15 protein-coding genes are annotated in these 15,742 nt (G+C 53.2%); 8 read left to right on the plus strand and 7 right to left on the minus strand.

The window, feature by feature from the left end; genetic code table 11:
* The first annotated feature begins 338 nt into the window (after window positions 1-338).
* A complete protein-coding gene (locus V3C20_RS04575; protein ID WP_161981359.1) occupies window positions 339-1,124 on the plus strand; it encodes an SIR2 family protein in 786 nt (261 codons plus the stop codon).
* Between the two features lie 7 nt (window positions 1,125-1,131).
* On the opposite strand, the gene V3C20_RS04580 is transcribed toward V3C20_RS04575, so the two are convergent.
* From V3C20_RS04580 to rfaD, 4 genes are read right to left on the minus strand one after another with little or no spacing between them, the layout of a single operon-like run.
* Complete coding sequence (locus V3C20_RS04580) at window positions 1,132-2,109, minus strand: glycosyltransferase family 8 protein (RefSeq protein WP_130084119.1); 978 nt, start codon at window positions 2,107-2,109, stop codon at window positions 1,132-1,134.
* Between the two features lie 18 nt (window positions 2,110-2,127).
* A complete protein-coding gene (locus V3C20_RS04585) occupies window positions 2,128-3,153 on the minus strand; it encodes a glycosyltransferase family 2 protein (protein WP_161981358.1) in 1,026 nt (341 codons plus the stop codon).
* The gene (locus V3C20_RS04590) at window positions 3,137-4,099 is read right to left on the minus strand and encodes a glycosyltransferase family 9 protein (protein WP_130084117.1); all 963 of its coding nucleotides are present in this window, start codon (window positions 4,097-4,099) and stop codon (window positions 3,137-3,139) included. The genes V3C20_RS04585 and V3C20_RS04590 overlap by 17 nt, the downstream gene beginning before the upstream one ends.
* Window positions 4,100-4,119: 20 nt before the next feature.
* Window positions 4,120-5,106: an ADP-glyceromanno-heptose 6-epimerase gene (gene rfaD / locus V3C20_RS04595; protein ID WP_130084116.1), complete on the minus strand. Its 987-nt coding sequence runs from the start codon at window positions 5,104-5,106 to the stop codon at window positions 4,120-4,122.
* Window positions 5,107-5,408: 302 nt separating this feature from the next.
* Between rfaD and V3C20_RS04600 the strand changes: the two genes are divergently transcribed.
* Window positions 5,409-6,539, plus strand: a complete 1,131-nt coding sequence (locus V3C20_RS04600; protein WP_130084115.1) for a glycosyltransferase — start codon at window positions 5,409-5,411, stop codon at window positions 6,537-6,539.
* A gap of 48 nt (window positions 6,540-6,587) precedes the next feature.
* Entirely contained in the window at window positions 6,588-7,370 is a 783-nt protein-coding gene (locus V3C20_RS04605) for a hypothetical protein (protein WP_149873350.1), read from the plus strand.
* On the opposite strand, the gene V3C20_RS04610 is transcribed toward V3C20_RS04605, so the two are convergent.
* The gene (locus V3C20_RS04610) at window positions 7,367-8,464 is read right to left on the minus strand and encodes a glycosyltransferase (RefSeq protein WP_290511791.1); all 1,098 of its coding nucleotides are present in this window, start codon (window positions 8,462-8,464) and stop codon (window positions 7,367-7,369) included. The two genes, V3C20_RS04605 and V3C20_RS04610, sit on opposite strands and share 4 nt — an antisense overlap.
* Window positions 8,465-8,787: 323 nt before the next feature.
* Here V3C20_RS04610 and V3C20_RS04615 point away from each other — a divergent pair, with 323 nt between their 5' ends.
* From V3C20_RS04615 to V3C20_RS04635, 5 genes are all read left to right on the plus strand, one after another.
* Window positions 8,788-9,303 (plus strand): hypothetical protein, encoded by a 516-nt coding sequence (locus V3C20_RS04615; protein WP_238623826.1) that lies wholly within the window; start codon window positions 8,788-8,790, stop codon window positions 9,301-9,303.
* Window positions 9,304-9,363: 60 nt separating this feature from the next.
* Window positions 9,364-9,810, plus strand: coding sequence for a hypothetical protein (locus V3C20_RS04620; RefSeq protein ID WP_238623825.1), 447 nt, complete (start codon window positions 9,364-9,366; stop codon window positions 9,808-9,810).
* Between the two features lie 680 nt (window positions 9,811-10,490).
* Window positions 10,491-11,489, plus strand: coding sequence for a glycosyltransferase family 10 (locus V3C20_RS04625; RefSeq protein WP_130084111.1), 999 nt, complete (start codon window positions 10,491-10,493; stop codon window positions 11,487-11,489).
* Window positions 11,490-11,578: 89 nt separating this feature from the next.
* Window positions 11,579-13,654: an acyltransferase family protein gene (locus V3C20_RS04630; RefSeq protein WP_130084110.1), complete on the plus strand. Its 2,076-nt coding sequence runs from the start codon at window positions 11,579-11,581 to the stop codon at window positions 13,652-13,654.
* A 97-nt stretch (window positions 13,655-13,751) separates the two neighbouring features.
* Window positions 13,752-14,837 (plus strand): glycosyltransferase family 10, encoded by a 1,086-nt coding sequence (locus V3C20_RS04635; protein ID WP_130084109.1) that lies wholly within the window; start codon window positions 13,752-13,754, stop codon window positions 14,835-14,837.
* Between the two features lie 42 nt (window positions 14,838-14,879).
* Here the strand turns inward: V3C20_RS04635 and V3C20_RS04640 are convergent, their stop codons facing one another.
* Complete coding sequence (locus tag V3C20_RS04640; RefSeq protein ID WP_130084108.1) at window positions 14,880-15,392, minus strand: hypothetical protein; 513 nt, start codon at window positions 15,390-15,392, stop codon at window positions 14,880-14,882.
* 87 nt (window positions 15,393-15,479) lie between these two features.
* On the minus strand, window positions 15,480-15,719 hold the full coding sequence (locus tag V3C20_RS04645) for a hypothetical protein (protein WP_130084107.1): 240 nt from the start codon (window positions 15,717-15,719) through the stop codon (window positions 15,480-15,482).
* Between the last annotated feature and the right edge of the window lie 23 nt (window positions 15,720-15,742).

The raw sequence follows: 15,742 nt of genomic DNA on the forward strand, positions 1-15,742 counted from the left end.
TTCCGCATGGCAACAAACAGCCGCAGGTCTGTTTTTCACTGCTTGATTTTCTTCGGGCATATGCCAGCATGGAAAGTTCACCTGCCTCTCCATTCATGCCTGTTTCCGCCAATAAAACACCCGCAATAAAAAATGCCATCCTGTTCGGCAACGGACTGATGCGCACTTTGGGAAGCCCCAGCAGCCCGGACCTCCTCAAAGAAACCATCTGCAGCCGGCCCTGCGGAGAATGTGCGGGATCCTATTGCCCCTTCACCGAGGAAAAAAATTGCCTCCCTTTTCCTCTGATCTATGAATACCTGATCTTGAAGGAGCAAAAACAACATCCGGAAAAGAACATGCGCAGCCTCTCTGCCATGATGCGTGAAAAGCTCAAAAAACAGTTGGAACAGTTCACCCCGCAGAACCATCCGGAATCCATTCTGCACGCCCTCGCGGACCTCCGGGCGGATGATTACCTGACCACCAACTATGATACCTTCCTGCGCCGGATTCTGGAATTGCGGGGTTATGAACAAAAATCCAGCCAGCATTCGGAAACCAAATACAGCATCCGGCGCCATGCCTGCATGGAAAACAAGGAACATTCACATTCATGCCGCATCTGGAACATCCACGGCACCTACAACGACAAGCCGGATTCCTTCACTATCCAATATGGATACGAGCATTATTGCGGATGCATCGGCAAGATCGACAATTATTTAAAAGGCACATACACCTATCAGTTGCACAAAAAGGAAGTCTCCGTTCCGCGTATGTATAAAAAATTACAGGATTACAAGCTTCGGAAAGGAGAATCATGGATTGATGCCTTCTTTTTCTCCAATATTCATATCCTGGGCCTGAACCTTTCTCCGGAAGAAATAGACCTATTGTATATCTTGAATCTCAGGTCACGATGGCTGCGTGACCCAAAAATCAAAAACCGCATTCGGAATCGCATCGTCTTTTACGGACAGCCGACCAATGCTGTAAAAGCCCTGCTGGAACAATTCAGCGTGGAAGTCCGTTCCTCTTCTCCCGAACCACCTTGCGAAAACGCGAAGAATGAGGCATATGAAGATTATTACAAACGTGTTCTAAAAGACATCAAATCCGAAATGGGGCAATCTGGGAATTGACTCTTCCTTATCCCCTGTCTTCTTCATCAAATCGTTCCCGCAGCCTCAGAATTTTATTTCCGGTCATTCTATAAACCGGCTTGTAAAGGTACTTTTTCAGCACGGCCAGCGGAGTCCTGCCGGGAAGAGGACCGCGCAGAAGTCCGGCGTCTCGCATGGCCCGTTCGTAACGCTTCCCTTCATAGCGCCAATTATACCTCCAAGGCTTGTGAACACCCTGATAATGGAGAATTCCGGGCTCCAGGGCCGCTTCCACCGCCTGCCGGGGCGTCACGCCGCGCCAGAACTTCTCTCCGGGATTATTTTTCAAAATGCGCCGCGTCAGCCCGTCATGCCAATTCCAGCGGGGATGCAGAGGAACCGTCAATTCGCACAAGGCGCCGTTCAGAGCGTCCTGGTCCGGGCAGGTAAGCCTGTCCCTGTGGCTGACGGCATAATCCAGCACGGCGCGCACCAGCCCCTTCTCCCGGAAAACGTCCACATTCATCAGCAGCACTCCGGAGTTGAAATACCCCGTGCAGTTCAGCGGCATGTCCAGCCGTTCGTTAAAATGGGAACCGGGCTTTGAAAAATTCTCAAACACCACTCCCACCGCCTTTCCGGTCAGGTCCGTGCGGAAAAGCTCCGTCAAATCCCGGCAAACCAGCACATCAATATCCAGATAAAGAATATTGCCCTTTTCCTCCTTCAGCAGCTCCGGAATAAACACGCGCCCCCAGGCGGGTACGGGCCACTGTTCGGTATGGGGGAAATCGTGCTCCTCCAGGATATTAGAAATCTCAATAAACTCCAGCCGGCAATCGAACGGAGCCGCCAGCTCTTCCAGCTTGCGGCGGTTGCCGGCATCAATGTCGTCGGAAAGCACGTAAACCTTGTAAAAAGTGTCCGGCCCCGCCGTGTTCAGCAAAGAAAAAACCGTGACGCTCAAGGGCAGTATTCCCCGGTTGTCACTGGCGAGGACGACGGCGAATTCATTCTTTTTCATGGGAGGAAACGGGTAGGGTCAATGGCGGAACAGTTGAGGCACTCTCTTGCGCATCTTCTTCCAATAATAGGAAAAGCCCAGGCCGGACTTCCCGGCCAGCCAGGATTTCAGCAATTTGGCTTCCGTGGCGGTCAGGCAGCTGTCATCTTCTTCCGGACGGTACAGGCCTTCTTCACGGAGTACGCGGCACACTGTCCGGGTAACATCTTCCTGCTCGGAATGAGGCGCATACTTGCGTACATTGCGCACGCACATCACCAACAACCTTAGAAAAGCCGTCCGGTACTCCTCCAGCAAACCTTTCTCTTTCCATTCCTTTAAAACTAATAACGCCACTTTCACATAATCCAAGGACTTCACGGAACAACCAGAAGCAAATTCGTCCGTAATGGAACCACTCCGCTTGCGATAGACGTACAACGGCTTGCGCACGACACAGGCACGTTTGCAGAATGGAAACGTGAGGTAATGAAAATAAATATCCTCACATAAAAATCCTTCCGGAAACTGTGTTCCGTATTGTTCCACAACGGAACGCCGCACCATCATGCCATTGGCGCCATGGTGAACCTTTCCAATGGTGGACGGAGTACAGGGGATCCAGCTCGCGTCCGGTTCCGCTACGTCTTTTGGCAAATAGAAATCTTTCTTCTCCGGCTCATCCTCATAAAAATAGCGGTAACCGCACACCACCCGGTCCGCAGAACAGGCGCACGCCGTTTCGTACATCTCTCTTAAAGCGTCCGGTTCCATCCAGTCGTCGGAATCCACCAGGAGAAGGAACTCACCCTCCGCATGCTTCATCGCCAAGTTGCGCGTACGGGAAAGCCCTCCGTTAGAAGGAGCGCTGACTACCTTGACGCGAGGGTCCCGTTCCTTCCATTCCTCAAGAATGGACAGGGACGCGTCCGTGGAAGCGTCATCCACACAGATAATTTCCAAATCCGTGAAAGACTGGCTGCAAAGACTCTGCAAACACGCAGACACATAGGAAGCCACATTGTAAACGGGCACGATAACGGAAATTTTAACAGGATGCGTCATGGCCATTCTTTCCGGAAAGATTCAGGGACAAATAGGGTACCAGCGTGGACCACACTTGGTCCACCGTGATTTCCTCAATGCTTCCCGGGGAAATCAGGTTCGTGATACGGCAGGCCGTGATGGCGGACTTGCGCGTCCGGTGGCAGAAAATGGCCGTTACGGGTACTCCGGAATAGGCGCACATATGCGTAGGGCCCGTATCATTGCCCACACAGGCCAGGGAGCGCAACGCCATCTGAGGAATATCCATCAGAGAGGACTTGCCCAGAAAACTGACAGCCAGTGGAGAACTGGAGGCGATGGCCTCCACTTCCTCGGCTTCCGCCCTGGTGCCAATCACTACGGACGCTATGCCCCGCTCCGCCAGACGCCGCGCCAGGGAGCAGAAATTCTCCACGGGCCAGCGTTTGTAGGGATGTGAGGGGGAACACCCCGGAATCATCAGCACATACCGTTCCGGAAGTTCGTCAAAATGCCGGCCCTCCCCGTGCATGAAGGATAAATCCGTCAGGACGCGCTCCAGCCGATATGGCTCCCTTTCCACCTTCCCCAGACGAAACCCTCCGTTTTTCAACAATCTGCGGCGTTCTCCGGAATTGCAGGCCACCCAATCCATATCGCGGTTGAGCAGAAAGCGGATGGCCGGATAATAGCGTTTCCTGGTTCGGGAGGATTCCTGGAGGTCATATACCACGTCAAAATTTCCCTTAACGATGGAACGGATGGCCGCCCAGGTGGCACCCAGCTTCCAGTACGGAACCCGGTCATCCACGATGAAATCGTCAAACACGCCCAGCTGCTTCGCCATCGGGACGAACATTCCCATCGTCATCAGGGTGATGCGGGCCTCCGGATGAAGCTCCCGGAGACGTTTCATCGTCCCCATGGCCAGCACCACGTCGCCCAGGGCCCCGTGCTTGATGATCAAAATGCGTTGCGCAGGCATGAATGAAAAACAATCCGGGGTTAAACGTAGCTGTCCTCCCGGTCCAGATACTTCTGCACGTACTGCCGCACGCCGTCTTCCAGAGAAGTCATGGGAGCCGAATATCCGGCGGTGCGCAGCCGGGAAAGGTCAGCCTGCGTGTAATACTGGTATTTGCCCTTGAGTTCCTCAGGCATTTCCCGGTAGCCGATTTTTTCCTGAAGGCCCAGGGCATTGAACACCGCCTTGGCCAGATCGTAAAACGAACGTGCCTCCCCGGAGCCCACATTGAACAGGCCGCTCACTTCCGGATGGTCCAGCAGCCAGAGAACCACATCCACGCAGTCCCCCACCCACACGAAGTCCCGGAGCTGCCAGCCGTCCCTGTAGTCGGGATGATAGGACTTGAACAGCTTGACCGTCTCATTTACTTTTACTTGGGGGAAAATGTGGGCCACCACACTCTTCTGGCCGCCCTTGTGGTACTCATTGGGACCGTACACGTTGAAAAACTTGAGGCCGGCATACTGGAGAGGGACCGTGCGCCCTTCCCGCACTTCCCTGGCCACCTTCCGGTCAAACAGGGCCTTGCTCCATCCGTAGGCGTTCAACGGCCGCAGCGCATTGACATGCTCCAAGGACGGATTGTCGTCAAACCCCATGGAGCCGTCCCCGTAAGTGGCCGCGGAGGAGGCGTAAATGAACTGCTTCCCGTACAGGGTGCAGAATTCCCACAAGTACCAGCTCAATGTAAAATTCGTCCGGATAATCAGATCCGCATCCGTTTCCGTCGTCGCGGAAATCGCGCCCATGTGAATGACGGCCTCAATTTCTTCCGCGTGCGTTTCCATGTAATCGAACATGTCTTCCGGGGGCACCACCGCGCACAACTCCCGTTTGGCTATGTTCTTCCATTTGTCGGAGGAGCCCAGCGTATCCACCACGACAATATCTTTTTTGCCGGCCTTCTCCAGGGCTGCGACAATATTTGAACCGATGAATCCGGCTCCGCCTGTGACAATAATCATAACAGAAAAATAGATAAAGAAGTTGTACCGCCTTCTTTTACCACAGCCTCCCTGTGCTAGGCAACTGCCATTTGAAATGTCCCAGAACGCGACTTTTCAACAAATTTACGGTTCGGGTACTCCAACTCCTATCCGGACAAGATGGAAATCCATGGGAATGAAACCGCCTCAGCATACTTATCATACTTTTGTCCCGGCCCCCGGACACGCTCCTCCTCGTTGGGAAATTCTTCAATGACCTGCTTTTCCAAAATTACCATTGACCACGGACTATAAATCCGTTACCCATAAGAAGCCTCTTTATGCCTCCTGACGTCTCCATTATCGTTCCCTGCTATAATGTAGCCGCTTACATAGATGTCTGCCTGGAAAGCCTGACCCGGCAAACTCTTCGCAGCATAGAAATTATCTGCATTAATGACGGTTCCACGGACAACACATGGAACTGCCTGCTCCGGTGGCAGGCGAAGGATGACAGAATCATCCTTCTGAACCAATCCAATGCAGGCGTTTCCACCGCACGGAATGCGGGGCTGGATGCGGCGCGGGGACTGTACGTAGGTTTTGCGGACCCGGACGACTATGCGGACCCTGAAATGTATGGGCGCCTTCTTTCCGGAGCGCTGGAACATGATGCCGACGTGGTGGAATGCGGAAATCATGTTTTTTCCGATACCACGGCTGAGCTGATCGTCTCCAGAAGAAGATCGCCCGCATGGAACTTTGAATCGGATGCGTCTCCCGCCAACTTCTTCCGGGATTCCGTCTGGGGAAAGATGGATATCTGCGTATGGAGCAAGTTGTTCCGGAGAAGCATGCTGGAAACGCACAGCCTCCGGTTCCACGCCGATCTGAAATGTGGAGGAGAAGATGAAACATTCCGCCTGACAGTCCTTCCCCATGCTTCACGCCTTCTGTTCATTCCGGACTGCCTGTATTATTACCGCCTGATGCGCCGGGACTCCCTTTCCAGACACTGCGACGACATTCCCCACTCCCAATGCGTCCAGGAATTCCGAAGGCTGCTGTACATCGTGGACTATTGGAAGGCACGCGGCTGGTTAAACGCCGGCCTGTTTGCCTACGGCGTGCGGAAACTCAAGCCCTTTTTCATCTCCAAGCATCCGCTCTTCAACCGCATGACTCCTCCGCAGAAGCGGATCATTCTGGCATGGTGGCATGAATTCTACCGGCAGGCCGGAGGCGATCTCTTTTTCTCCACCCTTTCCGGACGAGACAGGCAACTGGCCGATCTGCTCAATTCAGTACCTCCTCCTTCCAACGGCTTCAGCCGCATTTTGCTGCTGGCCGGGTCCTGCCTGCCGGGACAGAAGGGCAGGTATTATTCCTGCAAACGGGTCCTTTCCACCTACCTCTCTGATACCCGCTCCTTCTCCGGACTCCCGACAGCCTCTCCGCAAAGGCCTGATTGACACTGCTCCACCTTCCCTATATAACACAGCACATCAACTTCCCGCTTGATGAACCATTTTATTTCATTCGCAGACTCCCGCATGACGGACTCCCTGAACCGTCTGTGCCGGCAGGCGGAGGCCCTGGAGTTTTTCGATGAAACCACGTCGTTCACGGAACACGACCTTCTCCCGGAATTCACCAGCCGCATGGGCAAATACCTGACTCCCTCCTGCAAGGGATTCGGCTACTGGTCCTGGAAACCGTGGATCATCAGCCACGCCCTGCAGAAAATGAAGGATGGGGACCGTCTCCTGTATCTGGATGCCGGCTGCCACATCAATCCGGCAGGCATGAAACGCTTCCGGGAATATGTGGACATTCTGGACCGGGACAACAATGGCATGCTGGCATTTTACAATGGACAGCCTGAATACAAATGGACCAAGGGGGACATCTTCCGCCATTTCTCCATCTCTCCGGAAAATACCCGCATCACGCATAGCCAACAAATCGCGGCCGGACATGTCTTCATCAAAAAAAGCCCCAGGGCGGTAGAATTGATCCGGGACTGGCTCCATATCTTTTACAACCATCTGAATCTGGTGGACAACTCCCCCTCTGTCTCTCCCAATCTGGAGGAATTCGTAGAAAACCGGTACGACCAAAGCATTTTTTCCATTCTGTGCAAACTGCGCGGCGTTACTGCCCTTCCCTGTTCGGAGACTTATGCGGAAGACTGGGACCGACTGGCCTTGTTTCCATTCCAGGATAGGCGCGACATCAGCGTTTCCCCAACACAAAAAACCTGCGGGAACCTGTGGAGACGCCTCTTCCGCAAAACAGGTTAACGGATGTTTCCGGAACAGCCGGTCGCCAGTATCTCCCTATACAGACTCGCATAACGGGACGCAATCACAGGATAGGAAAACTCTCTCTCCGCATACTCCCTTCCGGCATGGCCCAGGCGTTTCAACAACTGGTTGTCGTTATATAAAAGCAGGCAATGGGCAGCCATCCGGTCAATATCAAACTGGTCTGCAATCAATCCGGTTTTCCCATCCAAACAGACCTCAGGCACTCCTCCCGTCCGGAAACTGACGGAAGGGACCCCGCAACTCATGGCTTCCAGACTCACGTAAGAAAGGCTGTCCTGCTTGGTTGGATTCAAAAACATATCAGCACCCTGATAAACCTGGGCCAGCTTTCCCATGTCCGCGAGAAATCCCATCCTTGTACATGGATAAGGCCATTCTGTACTGGAATCGTCATTTCCAAAAATCAATAAGTGAATATGGCGTGCCCCCTGCCTGTATAATTCCCGTAAAATCGGCATCACATACTCTCCGCCCTTGAAAGGGTCTTGCAGGTTGACAGCTCCAAAGGCAATGACAAAAGAATTTTCCGGCACGTCCAGACGCTTCTTCGCTTCCGCCTTATTCACGGGCGGAATAAAGACGGACGTATCCACCGGGTTAAAAATATGCACCAAGCGCCTGCCCTCAAACATTCGGCTCTCCCTGGCCATATCCAACAACCACTTGGATGGCGTGACAATGGTTAAATCAGGTATCCTGGCAAAATATTCCTTCTTCTTGCGGAATAACCACCCCGGCCAGCTCCCACAGCCTAAAATATGCCCGAGGCGAGGGCAATCTCCCCTGCAGCTATTCCGGTAAAGGAGGCATCCCATTTCCCCATGGCAGCCGCCTGTAACAGGCATGGTGTCGTGAAGCGTATACACGAGGGGCCTGCCAATCAAATGAAGACGGCTGAAATCCAGAGTGCGTCCGGCTATCCAATGAAGATTAACGATGTCAGCCTCCTCCATTTGATCTACACTGAACCCCATGCCCAAAACACTGTAAAAAGGAGTATTGCGATCGTAAGGCACTGTCAAGCGGCACATGCCGCGGGCTACCCACCGCTTGGCGGAATCCTGCATCCTCCGGTAGCAGGATCTTCTTATTTCCTTTCCAATCCCATTCCCCGCTCTCCGGAGGAGAAGATGGGAATCCGTTCCCTCTGCGTGCCGGTTCAAAGCGTCGTTCAACCGATATGGCATCGAACTTTCCGAAACATTATGGGAAATCTGTGCCACCTTGAAGGGAAATTCCATGACGCGTATCCTATGTCCTGATTTCAATAATACCGCAACTCATGTTTTTGCGCCAAATACTCCAGCATGTTTAAATAATCCCTCCACAGGGTTATTCTCTGCTTCCGCTTGGTCCGGACATGGCCCAAGGAACACCACATTTTCCACTGATGACTGCGCAGTTTTTTCCGAGTGGCTTCCAGAGACTGGCAAAACACCCTTCTGAAATGCAGCTGGAAAACCGGCATGTCAAAAGCTTCCTCCCACCACACGGCTCCATGCACAACGTGGGCAGCCACTCTGGAATGCACATCCCAAGGCTTACTCTCAATCAAATGAAGGATTTTCCAGGACCTTTCTTCATGGATGCGGAAAATATCGGCAAATTCCGTCCCCCTCCACGAGGCTTCATCCGGATCCCCCTTCAAATAAGGCTCAAACTGGAAATTCCATTCCACTGGCAAATGTTTGCAGGAACCATAAAAAGCAATGTTCAGGATATCCTGGTCGTGATTGAAGAACGTTTCACGGTTGAACAGCTCCATCAACACGGCTTCCTTCCCTTGTTCCCTGATTCCCTTCAAATCCAGGACCAGTACTCCGCTATTAAAATACCGCCTGATATCCCGAATGCCCAGCTCCTCAAGAAGCTGCCTGTTGGGATTCAAAGCAGTTTCCCCCGATGATAGAAATTTCAAAACGGAAATATCCGTTACCGCGCCGATGAGGCAACCGTTAAGATCCGTATGGTACAATTCCGCAATGTCCGCATTCAACAACACATCTACATCCAAGTAGATCATCCTGTCATATTCGGGAAACAAAGTAGCCAGCCACAACCTGTAATAAATGGAACATGCCACCCCATGCAAATTCCTGGCATTCATCTTTTCTTCCCTGATTTTAACCATGGATTTAAAATTCAAAGTTATATGAGAAAAAGAATCTACAAGGGAAGACAGGCATTCCATCTTCTCTCTGCTCATTCCGTCATGCATGATCCACAAATCATAGGAATACCCCGGATCGCTTCTGCGGCACAGGGAATGGATGGCTACGCCGACATAAGGAGCCCAACCTTCATTCACAGAAAAAATAACGGCTATATGATCTTTTCTACTGATGGTCATCCCGAGGGCAAAATCTACGGAACTACGAATTCGGTGTCAATTTTAATTTTTGAAAATAAATGATTTAACAAAAATAAAAATAGTATAATTTATGATAGCAAAATCAATAATCATCCATTTATTCTAAAAATTTTAGAATCCCGCCTAGTTAAGAGTCGGAGAATCGCATCTAATCAAATATTTTTACCGTTCCCGCTTTTCAGAGAAGAAGTTTAGAGGCGCATTCGTTTGTTCTCGCTTGATAGGAATGCTTTAAAAACAACACCTTTGACAATCTTAAACTGAAAAACCGTCAATCATGCATTGATACTTTTGCGCGAAAGGTTCTCTGAGATCTGTGAAAGTAAAGCTCATTTTGATCAAGAAAGTGTTAAGAGTGATGAAAGCTATTTTGCCGCCAGAAGAACGTGAGGCGCCCAGTGCCGCCAACTGGCATGCGGCGTTGAATTCCTGTTGCCTGGCAGGAGAAGGGCTCTTCCTTTCTCACTGAATGTCCTGAACATGCAAGGTAATCCGGGCGTTCGTCATCACCCGCGGCACTACCGGATTCGTAGTCCGACAAAAGAGGCCTTCATTCCTTCCGTTATGGAGGAACTGGATCGCTGCGGCCATAGGGACATTCACCTGCAGCTGTCCAGCAGCTGGCCAACCGCTACGAACGGTTGCTCCGGAGAAAAACGGCCCTTTGGCATTGACACGGAAGACATGCCGCCTACACTGGTCGGAGCCTGCCCTTCCCATTCATGAAAACGCTTAAAATCTCCTTTTTGCAATCCACACCGGACTTCGGGAAGGAAGGCATCCGGCACCTTCTGGAAGACAGATACCATATAGAGGAAAGCGATTCCGACTTTGATTACCTGATTGCCACACCGTGGTTTTACGTCAATCGTGAAGCGTTTTACGACTTCCTGGAGCGCTCGCCCGGCCATCTCACCATCATGTACGGCTGTCATGAAGCCATTGCTCCGGACTTCATGCTGTTTGACTATTACATAGGGGTGGACGCCATCCCCGCCAGCGAACGCACCGTAAAACTCCCCAGCCTGCGGCACCACCTTCAGGAAGTGCACGGGGCCAAGAAAGGACTGAATGCGGAAAACCTTCTCGCCGCCAAAACCGGCTTCTGCAATTTCATTTACGCCAACCGGAAATCCCACCCCAACCGGGACGCCATGTTCCACAAGCTTTCCAGCTATAAATTCGTCAATTCCCTGGGAAGCCATCTCAACAACACGCCGGGCGACGGCCTCCGGACGGGAGACTGGTACGCCTCATCCATCCGGATGAAAAAACCGTACAAATTCTCCATTGCCTTTGAAAATGCCTGGTACCCCGGCTATACCAGCGAAAAACTCGTCACCAGCATGCTTGCCGGCACCATCCCCATTTACTGGGGCAATCCTGACATTGGCAGGGAATTCAACTCCTCCTCCTTCATCAACTGCCATGACTTTCCCACGCTGGACGACGCAGTGGCCTATGTAAAAAAGGTGGATGAGGACAACGGCCTCTGGTGTGAAATCATGTCCCGCCCCTGGAAAACACCGGAACAGGAAATCCTGTTTCTGGAAGAAACGGCACGGGAAACGGAAAAGCTCTACAGGATTTTCGACCAGGCGCCGGAAGAAGCGCACCGCAAGGGTGACGGTACATGGATCTCCTATTATCAGCGTTTTCTGAAACGCGGCCACAAAGGGCGCCTGGCCTGGCACAGCCTGAAATCCCGCCTCCATCAATAACGAAGAGCCATACACGACGCGGACTCTCTGCAAACAGCCTTTTCATTCCTTCCTGCTATCCCTCCTGATTTTACGCGCCTTTCACCCTTATGAACAAATGCATCTCTGAAAACTTTTGTTCACCTTCTTCCCGGCAGGGCGGAAACTTCATTCACGGAACATACTTTCCCCACATCGACGGCCTGCGGACATTCGCCGTACTCTCCGTCGTCCTGTACCACTTGCAGGAATGGCTGTGCCCGGGCGGCTACACTGGGGTGGACATCTTTTTTGTCATTTCCGGCTATTTGATCGGCGGGGGCCTTGTTCGCAGTCTGAAAGAAAACTCCTTTTCCCTGACTTCCTTTTACTGCCGCAGAATCAAGCGCATCATGCCTGCCTACTTCTGCCTCATTGCGGTGGTGCTGGCCTTCGGCTGCTTTGTCCTGGACTGCGACGACCTGCGTTCCCTGGGCCGAACAGTTAGATCAAGCACGCTCTTCATCACCAACATTTATTTCAACAGAACCACAGGAGATTATTTCAGCCCGGCCACGGAGGAAAACCCCCTGCTGAATCTGTGGTCGCTGAGCGTGGAAGAACAATTCTACCTCGTCATCCCGCTGGCCCTCCTGTTCATGTGGAAAACCCGGCGTTCCGCCCTAATGGCCGCCGTCTGCGGAACCATGCTTCTTTCCCTGTGCGTAGCTACCTACCAAATGGACATGGTAGAGCAAAGCAAGGCCTTTTACCTGCTTCCCGGCCGTGCCTGGGAGCTTCTGGCCGGCTGCCTGCTCGCCCTGGCTCCCGCCGTGGCGGACAAAACGCGGGGAAAAGGGCTGCTGGCCCTGGCAGGATGGACCGGAATCCTCGCCCCCTTTGCCTGTTATACCTCCTCCACCCTCTTTCCCGGCTATACCGCACTGCCTTCCGTTGCCGGGGCCGTACTCCTGATACGCTACGGCAGTGACGGCTGGTCCGGGCGCATTCTGAAACATCCCGTCTGCACGGGTATCGGTAAAATCTCCTATTCCCTGTATTTGTGGCACTGGCCTGTCATCGTTTACTGGACCTACTGCCGTTTCAACGAGTGCGGCGTATGGGATTATGCGGGAATGTTTCTCGCCTCCTTCGCCCTGGCCTACCTCTCTTGGAAATTCGTTGAAATGCCCTTCAGGACGGCACCCGCGTTCTGGACGCGCAAAAACGCTTTCGTCTTCACTATGGTCGGCTGCTGCATGCTTGGTTTTGCCGGGGAATGGCTCAAATGGACGGACGGCGCCCGCAACTACTGGCATGTGGCGATCAACAACATGCCGTTTCCGGAATACTGGCGCGGACAGGCCTTCCCCCCCTCGTTCGGCATCACGCCGCCGGACAAGGCCGTGGTGGAAAAGGGAAACCTGATCCAGTCCCATCACCCGGAGCTCGGCGACGTAACCGGATATCCCCTTGTCAGTCTCGGCAGGGAGGACCTCGCACCGGCTTTTCTTTTGATCGGAGACAGCCATGCCATGGCCAGTTCTCCGGGGTTCGACTCCGCCGCCAGGCTTCTGCACAAATCCGGCCTCTTTTTCCGTGCCCGTCTATGCCCTTTGAGCGGCATTTCCAACTCTTCAGAAAGCGGTGCACTGGCCCAGCTGCGGCTCATGTACCCGCATTGGGAACACAACATGAACCTGATCCTGGACTGGCTGGAACACACTCCCCATATTCGCACCGTGTTTATCCATAACCGCTGGATCGAGCTTGTCAACGACCAGCGGGATGAACAGATGAAGCAGCTCGTCTTCCAGGGCCTGTACAATACCTGCAAACGCATCCGCCAGTCGGGCAGGCAGGTCGTGCTGCTGGGTCCCGTGCCGGAATGGACATTCGGGCCATGCAAACTCATGCGCCGCAACGCGTTGCTGAATTCCAACCGGTCAGACCGCCTGCTGGGCGGAGACTTCAATACCCGCCAGCGTCCCGTCTTCACGATGCTTGAACACATGGCTGAAACCGGACTGTGCCGGGTAGTCCTGCTCCATGAAGCCTTTCATAAAAACGGACAATGGATGGAGCAGGAAGGAGGCCACCTGCTGTACTGTGACGACAACCATCTCTCGCCCTACGGCTCCAGGAAAATGGTCGCCAGCGTCATTGACCGTCTTTTCCCGGAATGGGAGAACACGGCATCCAACTAACCTGCCGCCATTCGTGGAAAAAGGGCAGGCCCTTTGGCATTGACAAGGCAGGTGCTCCCCCTACACTACGGGCACGGTAGCGCTCCACGCCTCCTCCGTGTTCCGGAAATCCGGCGGCCTTCCCGGCCGTCTTCTTCAACACCAGCTCCATATGCAGGATTCCAGCAGCCCCATACGCATCAAGGTCATCAGAAAATCCACCAAGGCCTCTCCCGATGAAACCGACTCCCTGCTGTGGGACGGCTGCCTATTCTGCACGGATGCCGCCATGACGGACTACGACTGGGTGCTGGTGTACGACGAATTTCCAAGACATGACATCGGCACCATCAGGAATGAAACGGAACCCCTGCTCTGTCCGCCGGACCAAACCATTCTGATCACGGTGGAACCGCCATCCATCAAGATATACAGCCGTGCATACACTCGCCAGTTCGGCACCGTCCTGACCACGCATTCCCCAACAGACCTTCCCCACCCCAACCACACGCTGGGCCGGGGTTGCCTGGAATGGCTTTATATCAAACCCATGCAGGAAATCCTGGATCAAAAGGAATTCCCCAAGACCAAAATGCTTTCCACCATCTGTTCCGCCAAGCAGCACACGCACACGATGCACAAAATGCGCTATGACCTTACGCGCTACCTGGCGGACAGACTGCCTGAGCTGGACTGGTTCGGGCACGGCATTCGGGAAATAGACAACAAGACCGTCGCCATGGACGACTACAAGTACCACCTGTGCGTGGAAAACCATCTGGAGCCCCATCACTGGACGGAAAAGCTTTCGGACGCCTTTGTTGCCATGACCCTCCCCTTCTATGCCGGAGATCCGCGTGCCACGGAATGCTTCCCGCCGGAAAGTTTCATCCCAGTACCCATCAACGACCCCGGAAAAGCCTTTGAAATCATCCGCAAAGCCATGGACGACGGCGAATATGAAAAACGCCTCCCCGCCATCCGGGAAGCACGCTGCCTGGTTCTGGAAAAATACAACATGTTCGCCCAGACAGCCACAGTCATCCATAACCATCGCGGAACAGGGATCGTCCGGCCCGGAGCCGTCCTGAAGGGGCGCCACGTCCTGCGGAAAAACCCGGTCAATGCCGTCCGGGAATTGATCGACACACTGGCTTACAAAATCCGGTCCCGCAAAAAACGTAAAATCAGTCCCCCGGCATAACCCGGATCCCGGCTGTAATTTTTTACAAAAAGCCGTGTTTCTTTACCAATAAACGGAGCTGCTGGCAGGCATTCGGGAAATTGCCTTGCGGCAGGCGGAGCGCGCCGCCTCAGAACGGTGGTAGGACTCCCCGGGCGAACTTTCCCCCTGGTATTCCGCCAGCTTTCTGCCATTCAAATCATGCACGGTGACCGTGACCTTTGTCTTGTATCCCGGCCGCGTATCAGGCCCCGCAGTAGGGAAAAAGTAAAGGCCCTTGCGAATCAGGGTATGTTCTTCCGCCGTCTTGTCGACGGTAACGATGGCCCCGTAATTCCCCTCTCCGGGATAGATGACCCGGAAACCCTTGGCAGACAGGCCGGCCATAGCCGTATCCCTCATGTCCCAATCAGAGCACTGGACGCTGATATTGTGGTAGGTGGCGCGGCGTTCGGCAGCGGCGCGCTGGTTTTCCTCCATTTCCTTGGAAAACTGCGCCCATTCCTCCGCCGTACAGGCGGTCAGCAAAACCAGCATGCCGCCGGCACACCATCTGTTCCATTTGCCGTATTTCATCGTCCTAAAAAGCCCGGTTCCCCTCCGGCCTGAACATATTTCAGGCCGTTCACATACGGAATCCTGTGAATGAAAGAAGAAAAGACATCAGTCGGACTTGCGGGAGCCGTGCTTCCTGGCTTCCCGCTCCTCTTCCTTCTGCTTCTTCAGGTCTTCCTTCATCTTGGCCTTCTCTTCCGCATCCAGCTTGCCGTCCTTGTTGGTATCATATTTTTCCAGCATGGCGGCTTTCTTCTCTGCGGAGGTCATTTTTTTTGGGGCGTCTTCAGCAGCCATGGACGGCAGGGCAAACATGGCGGCAGCGGCAATAAACAAATACTTCTTCATAATAAAATGAAAGGCTTTTATAA

Origin of the sequence: Akkermansia sp. RCC_12PD, from assembly GCF_036417355.1 — a bacterium.
GTDB lineage: Bacteria > Verrucomicrobiota > Verrucomicrobiia > Verrucomicrobiales > Akkermansiaceae > Akkermansia.

What these genes read in the sequence shown, in the direction of transcription:
- V3C20_RS04620 (WP_238623825.1), top strand. Translation starts at nt 9,364, where the DNA reads ATGGTACAATTCCGCAATGTCCGCATTCAACAACACATCTACATCCAA.
- V3C20_RS04600 (WP_130084115.1), top strand. Translation starts at nt 5,409, where the DNA reads ATGCCTCCTGACGTCTCCATTATCGTTCCCTGCTATAATGTAGCCGCT.
- V3C20_RS04625 (WP_130084111.1), top strand. Translation starts at nt 10,491, where the DNA reads ATGAAAACGCTTAAAATCTCCTTTTTGCAATCCACACCGGACTTCGGG.
- V3C20_RS04590 (WP_130084117.1), bottom strand. Translation starts at nt 4,099, where the DNA reads ATGCCTGCGCAACGCATTTTGATCATCAAGCACGGGGCCCTGGGCGAC.
- V3C20_RS04645 (WP_130084107.1), bottom strand. Translation starts at nt 15,719, where the DNA reads ATGAAGAAGTATTTGTTTATTGCCGCTGCCGCCATGTTTGCCCTGCCG.
- V3C20_RS04580 (WP_130084119.1), bottom strand. Translation starts at nt 2,109, where the DNA reads ATGAAAAAGAATGAATTCGCCGTCGTCCTCGCCAGTGACAACCGGGGA.
- V3C20_RS04575 (WP_161981359.1), top strand. Translation starts at nt 339, where the DNA reads ATGCGCAGCCTCTCTGCCATGATGCGTGAAAAGCTCAAAAAACAGTTG.
- V3C20_RS04630 (WP_130084110.1), top strand. Translation starts at nt 11,579, where the DNA reads ATGAACAAATGCATCTCTGAAAACTTTTGTTCACCTTCTTCCCGGCAG.
- V3C20_RS04605 (WP_149873350.1), top strand. Translation starts at nt 6,588, where the DNA reads ATGAACCATTTTATTTCATTCGCAGACTCCCGCATGACGGACTCCCTG.
- V3C20_RS04640 (WP_130084108.1), bottom strand. Translation starts at nt 15,392, where the DNA reads ATGAAATACGGCAAATGGAACAGATGGTGTGCCGGCGGCATGCTGGTT.
- V3C20_RS04615 (WP_238623826.1), top strand. Translation starts at nt 8,788, where the DNA reads ATGACTGCGCAGTTTTTTCCGAGTGGCTTCCAGAGACTGGCAAAACAC.
- V3C20_RS04585 (WP_161981358.1), bottom strand. Translation starts at nt 3,153, where the DNA reads ATGACGCATCCTGTTAAAATTTCCGTTATCGTGCCCGTTTACAATGTG.
- V3C20_RS04610 (WP_290511791.1), bottom strand. Translation starts at nt 8,464, where the DNA reads ATGCAGGATTCCGCCAAGCGGTGGGTAGCCCGCGGCATGTGCCGCTTG.
- rfaD (WP_130084116.1), bottom strand. Translation starts at nt 5,106, where the DNA reads ATGATTATTGTCACAGGCGGAGCCGGATTCATCGGTTCAAATATTGTC.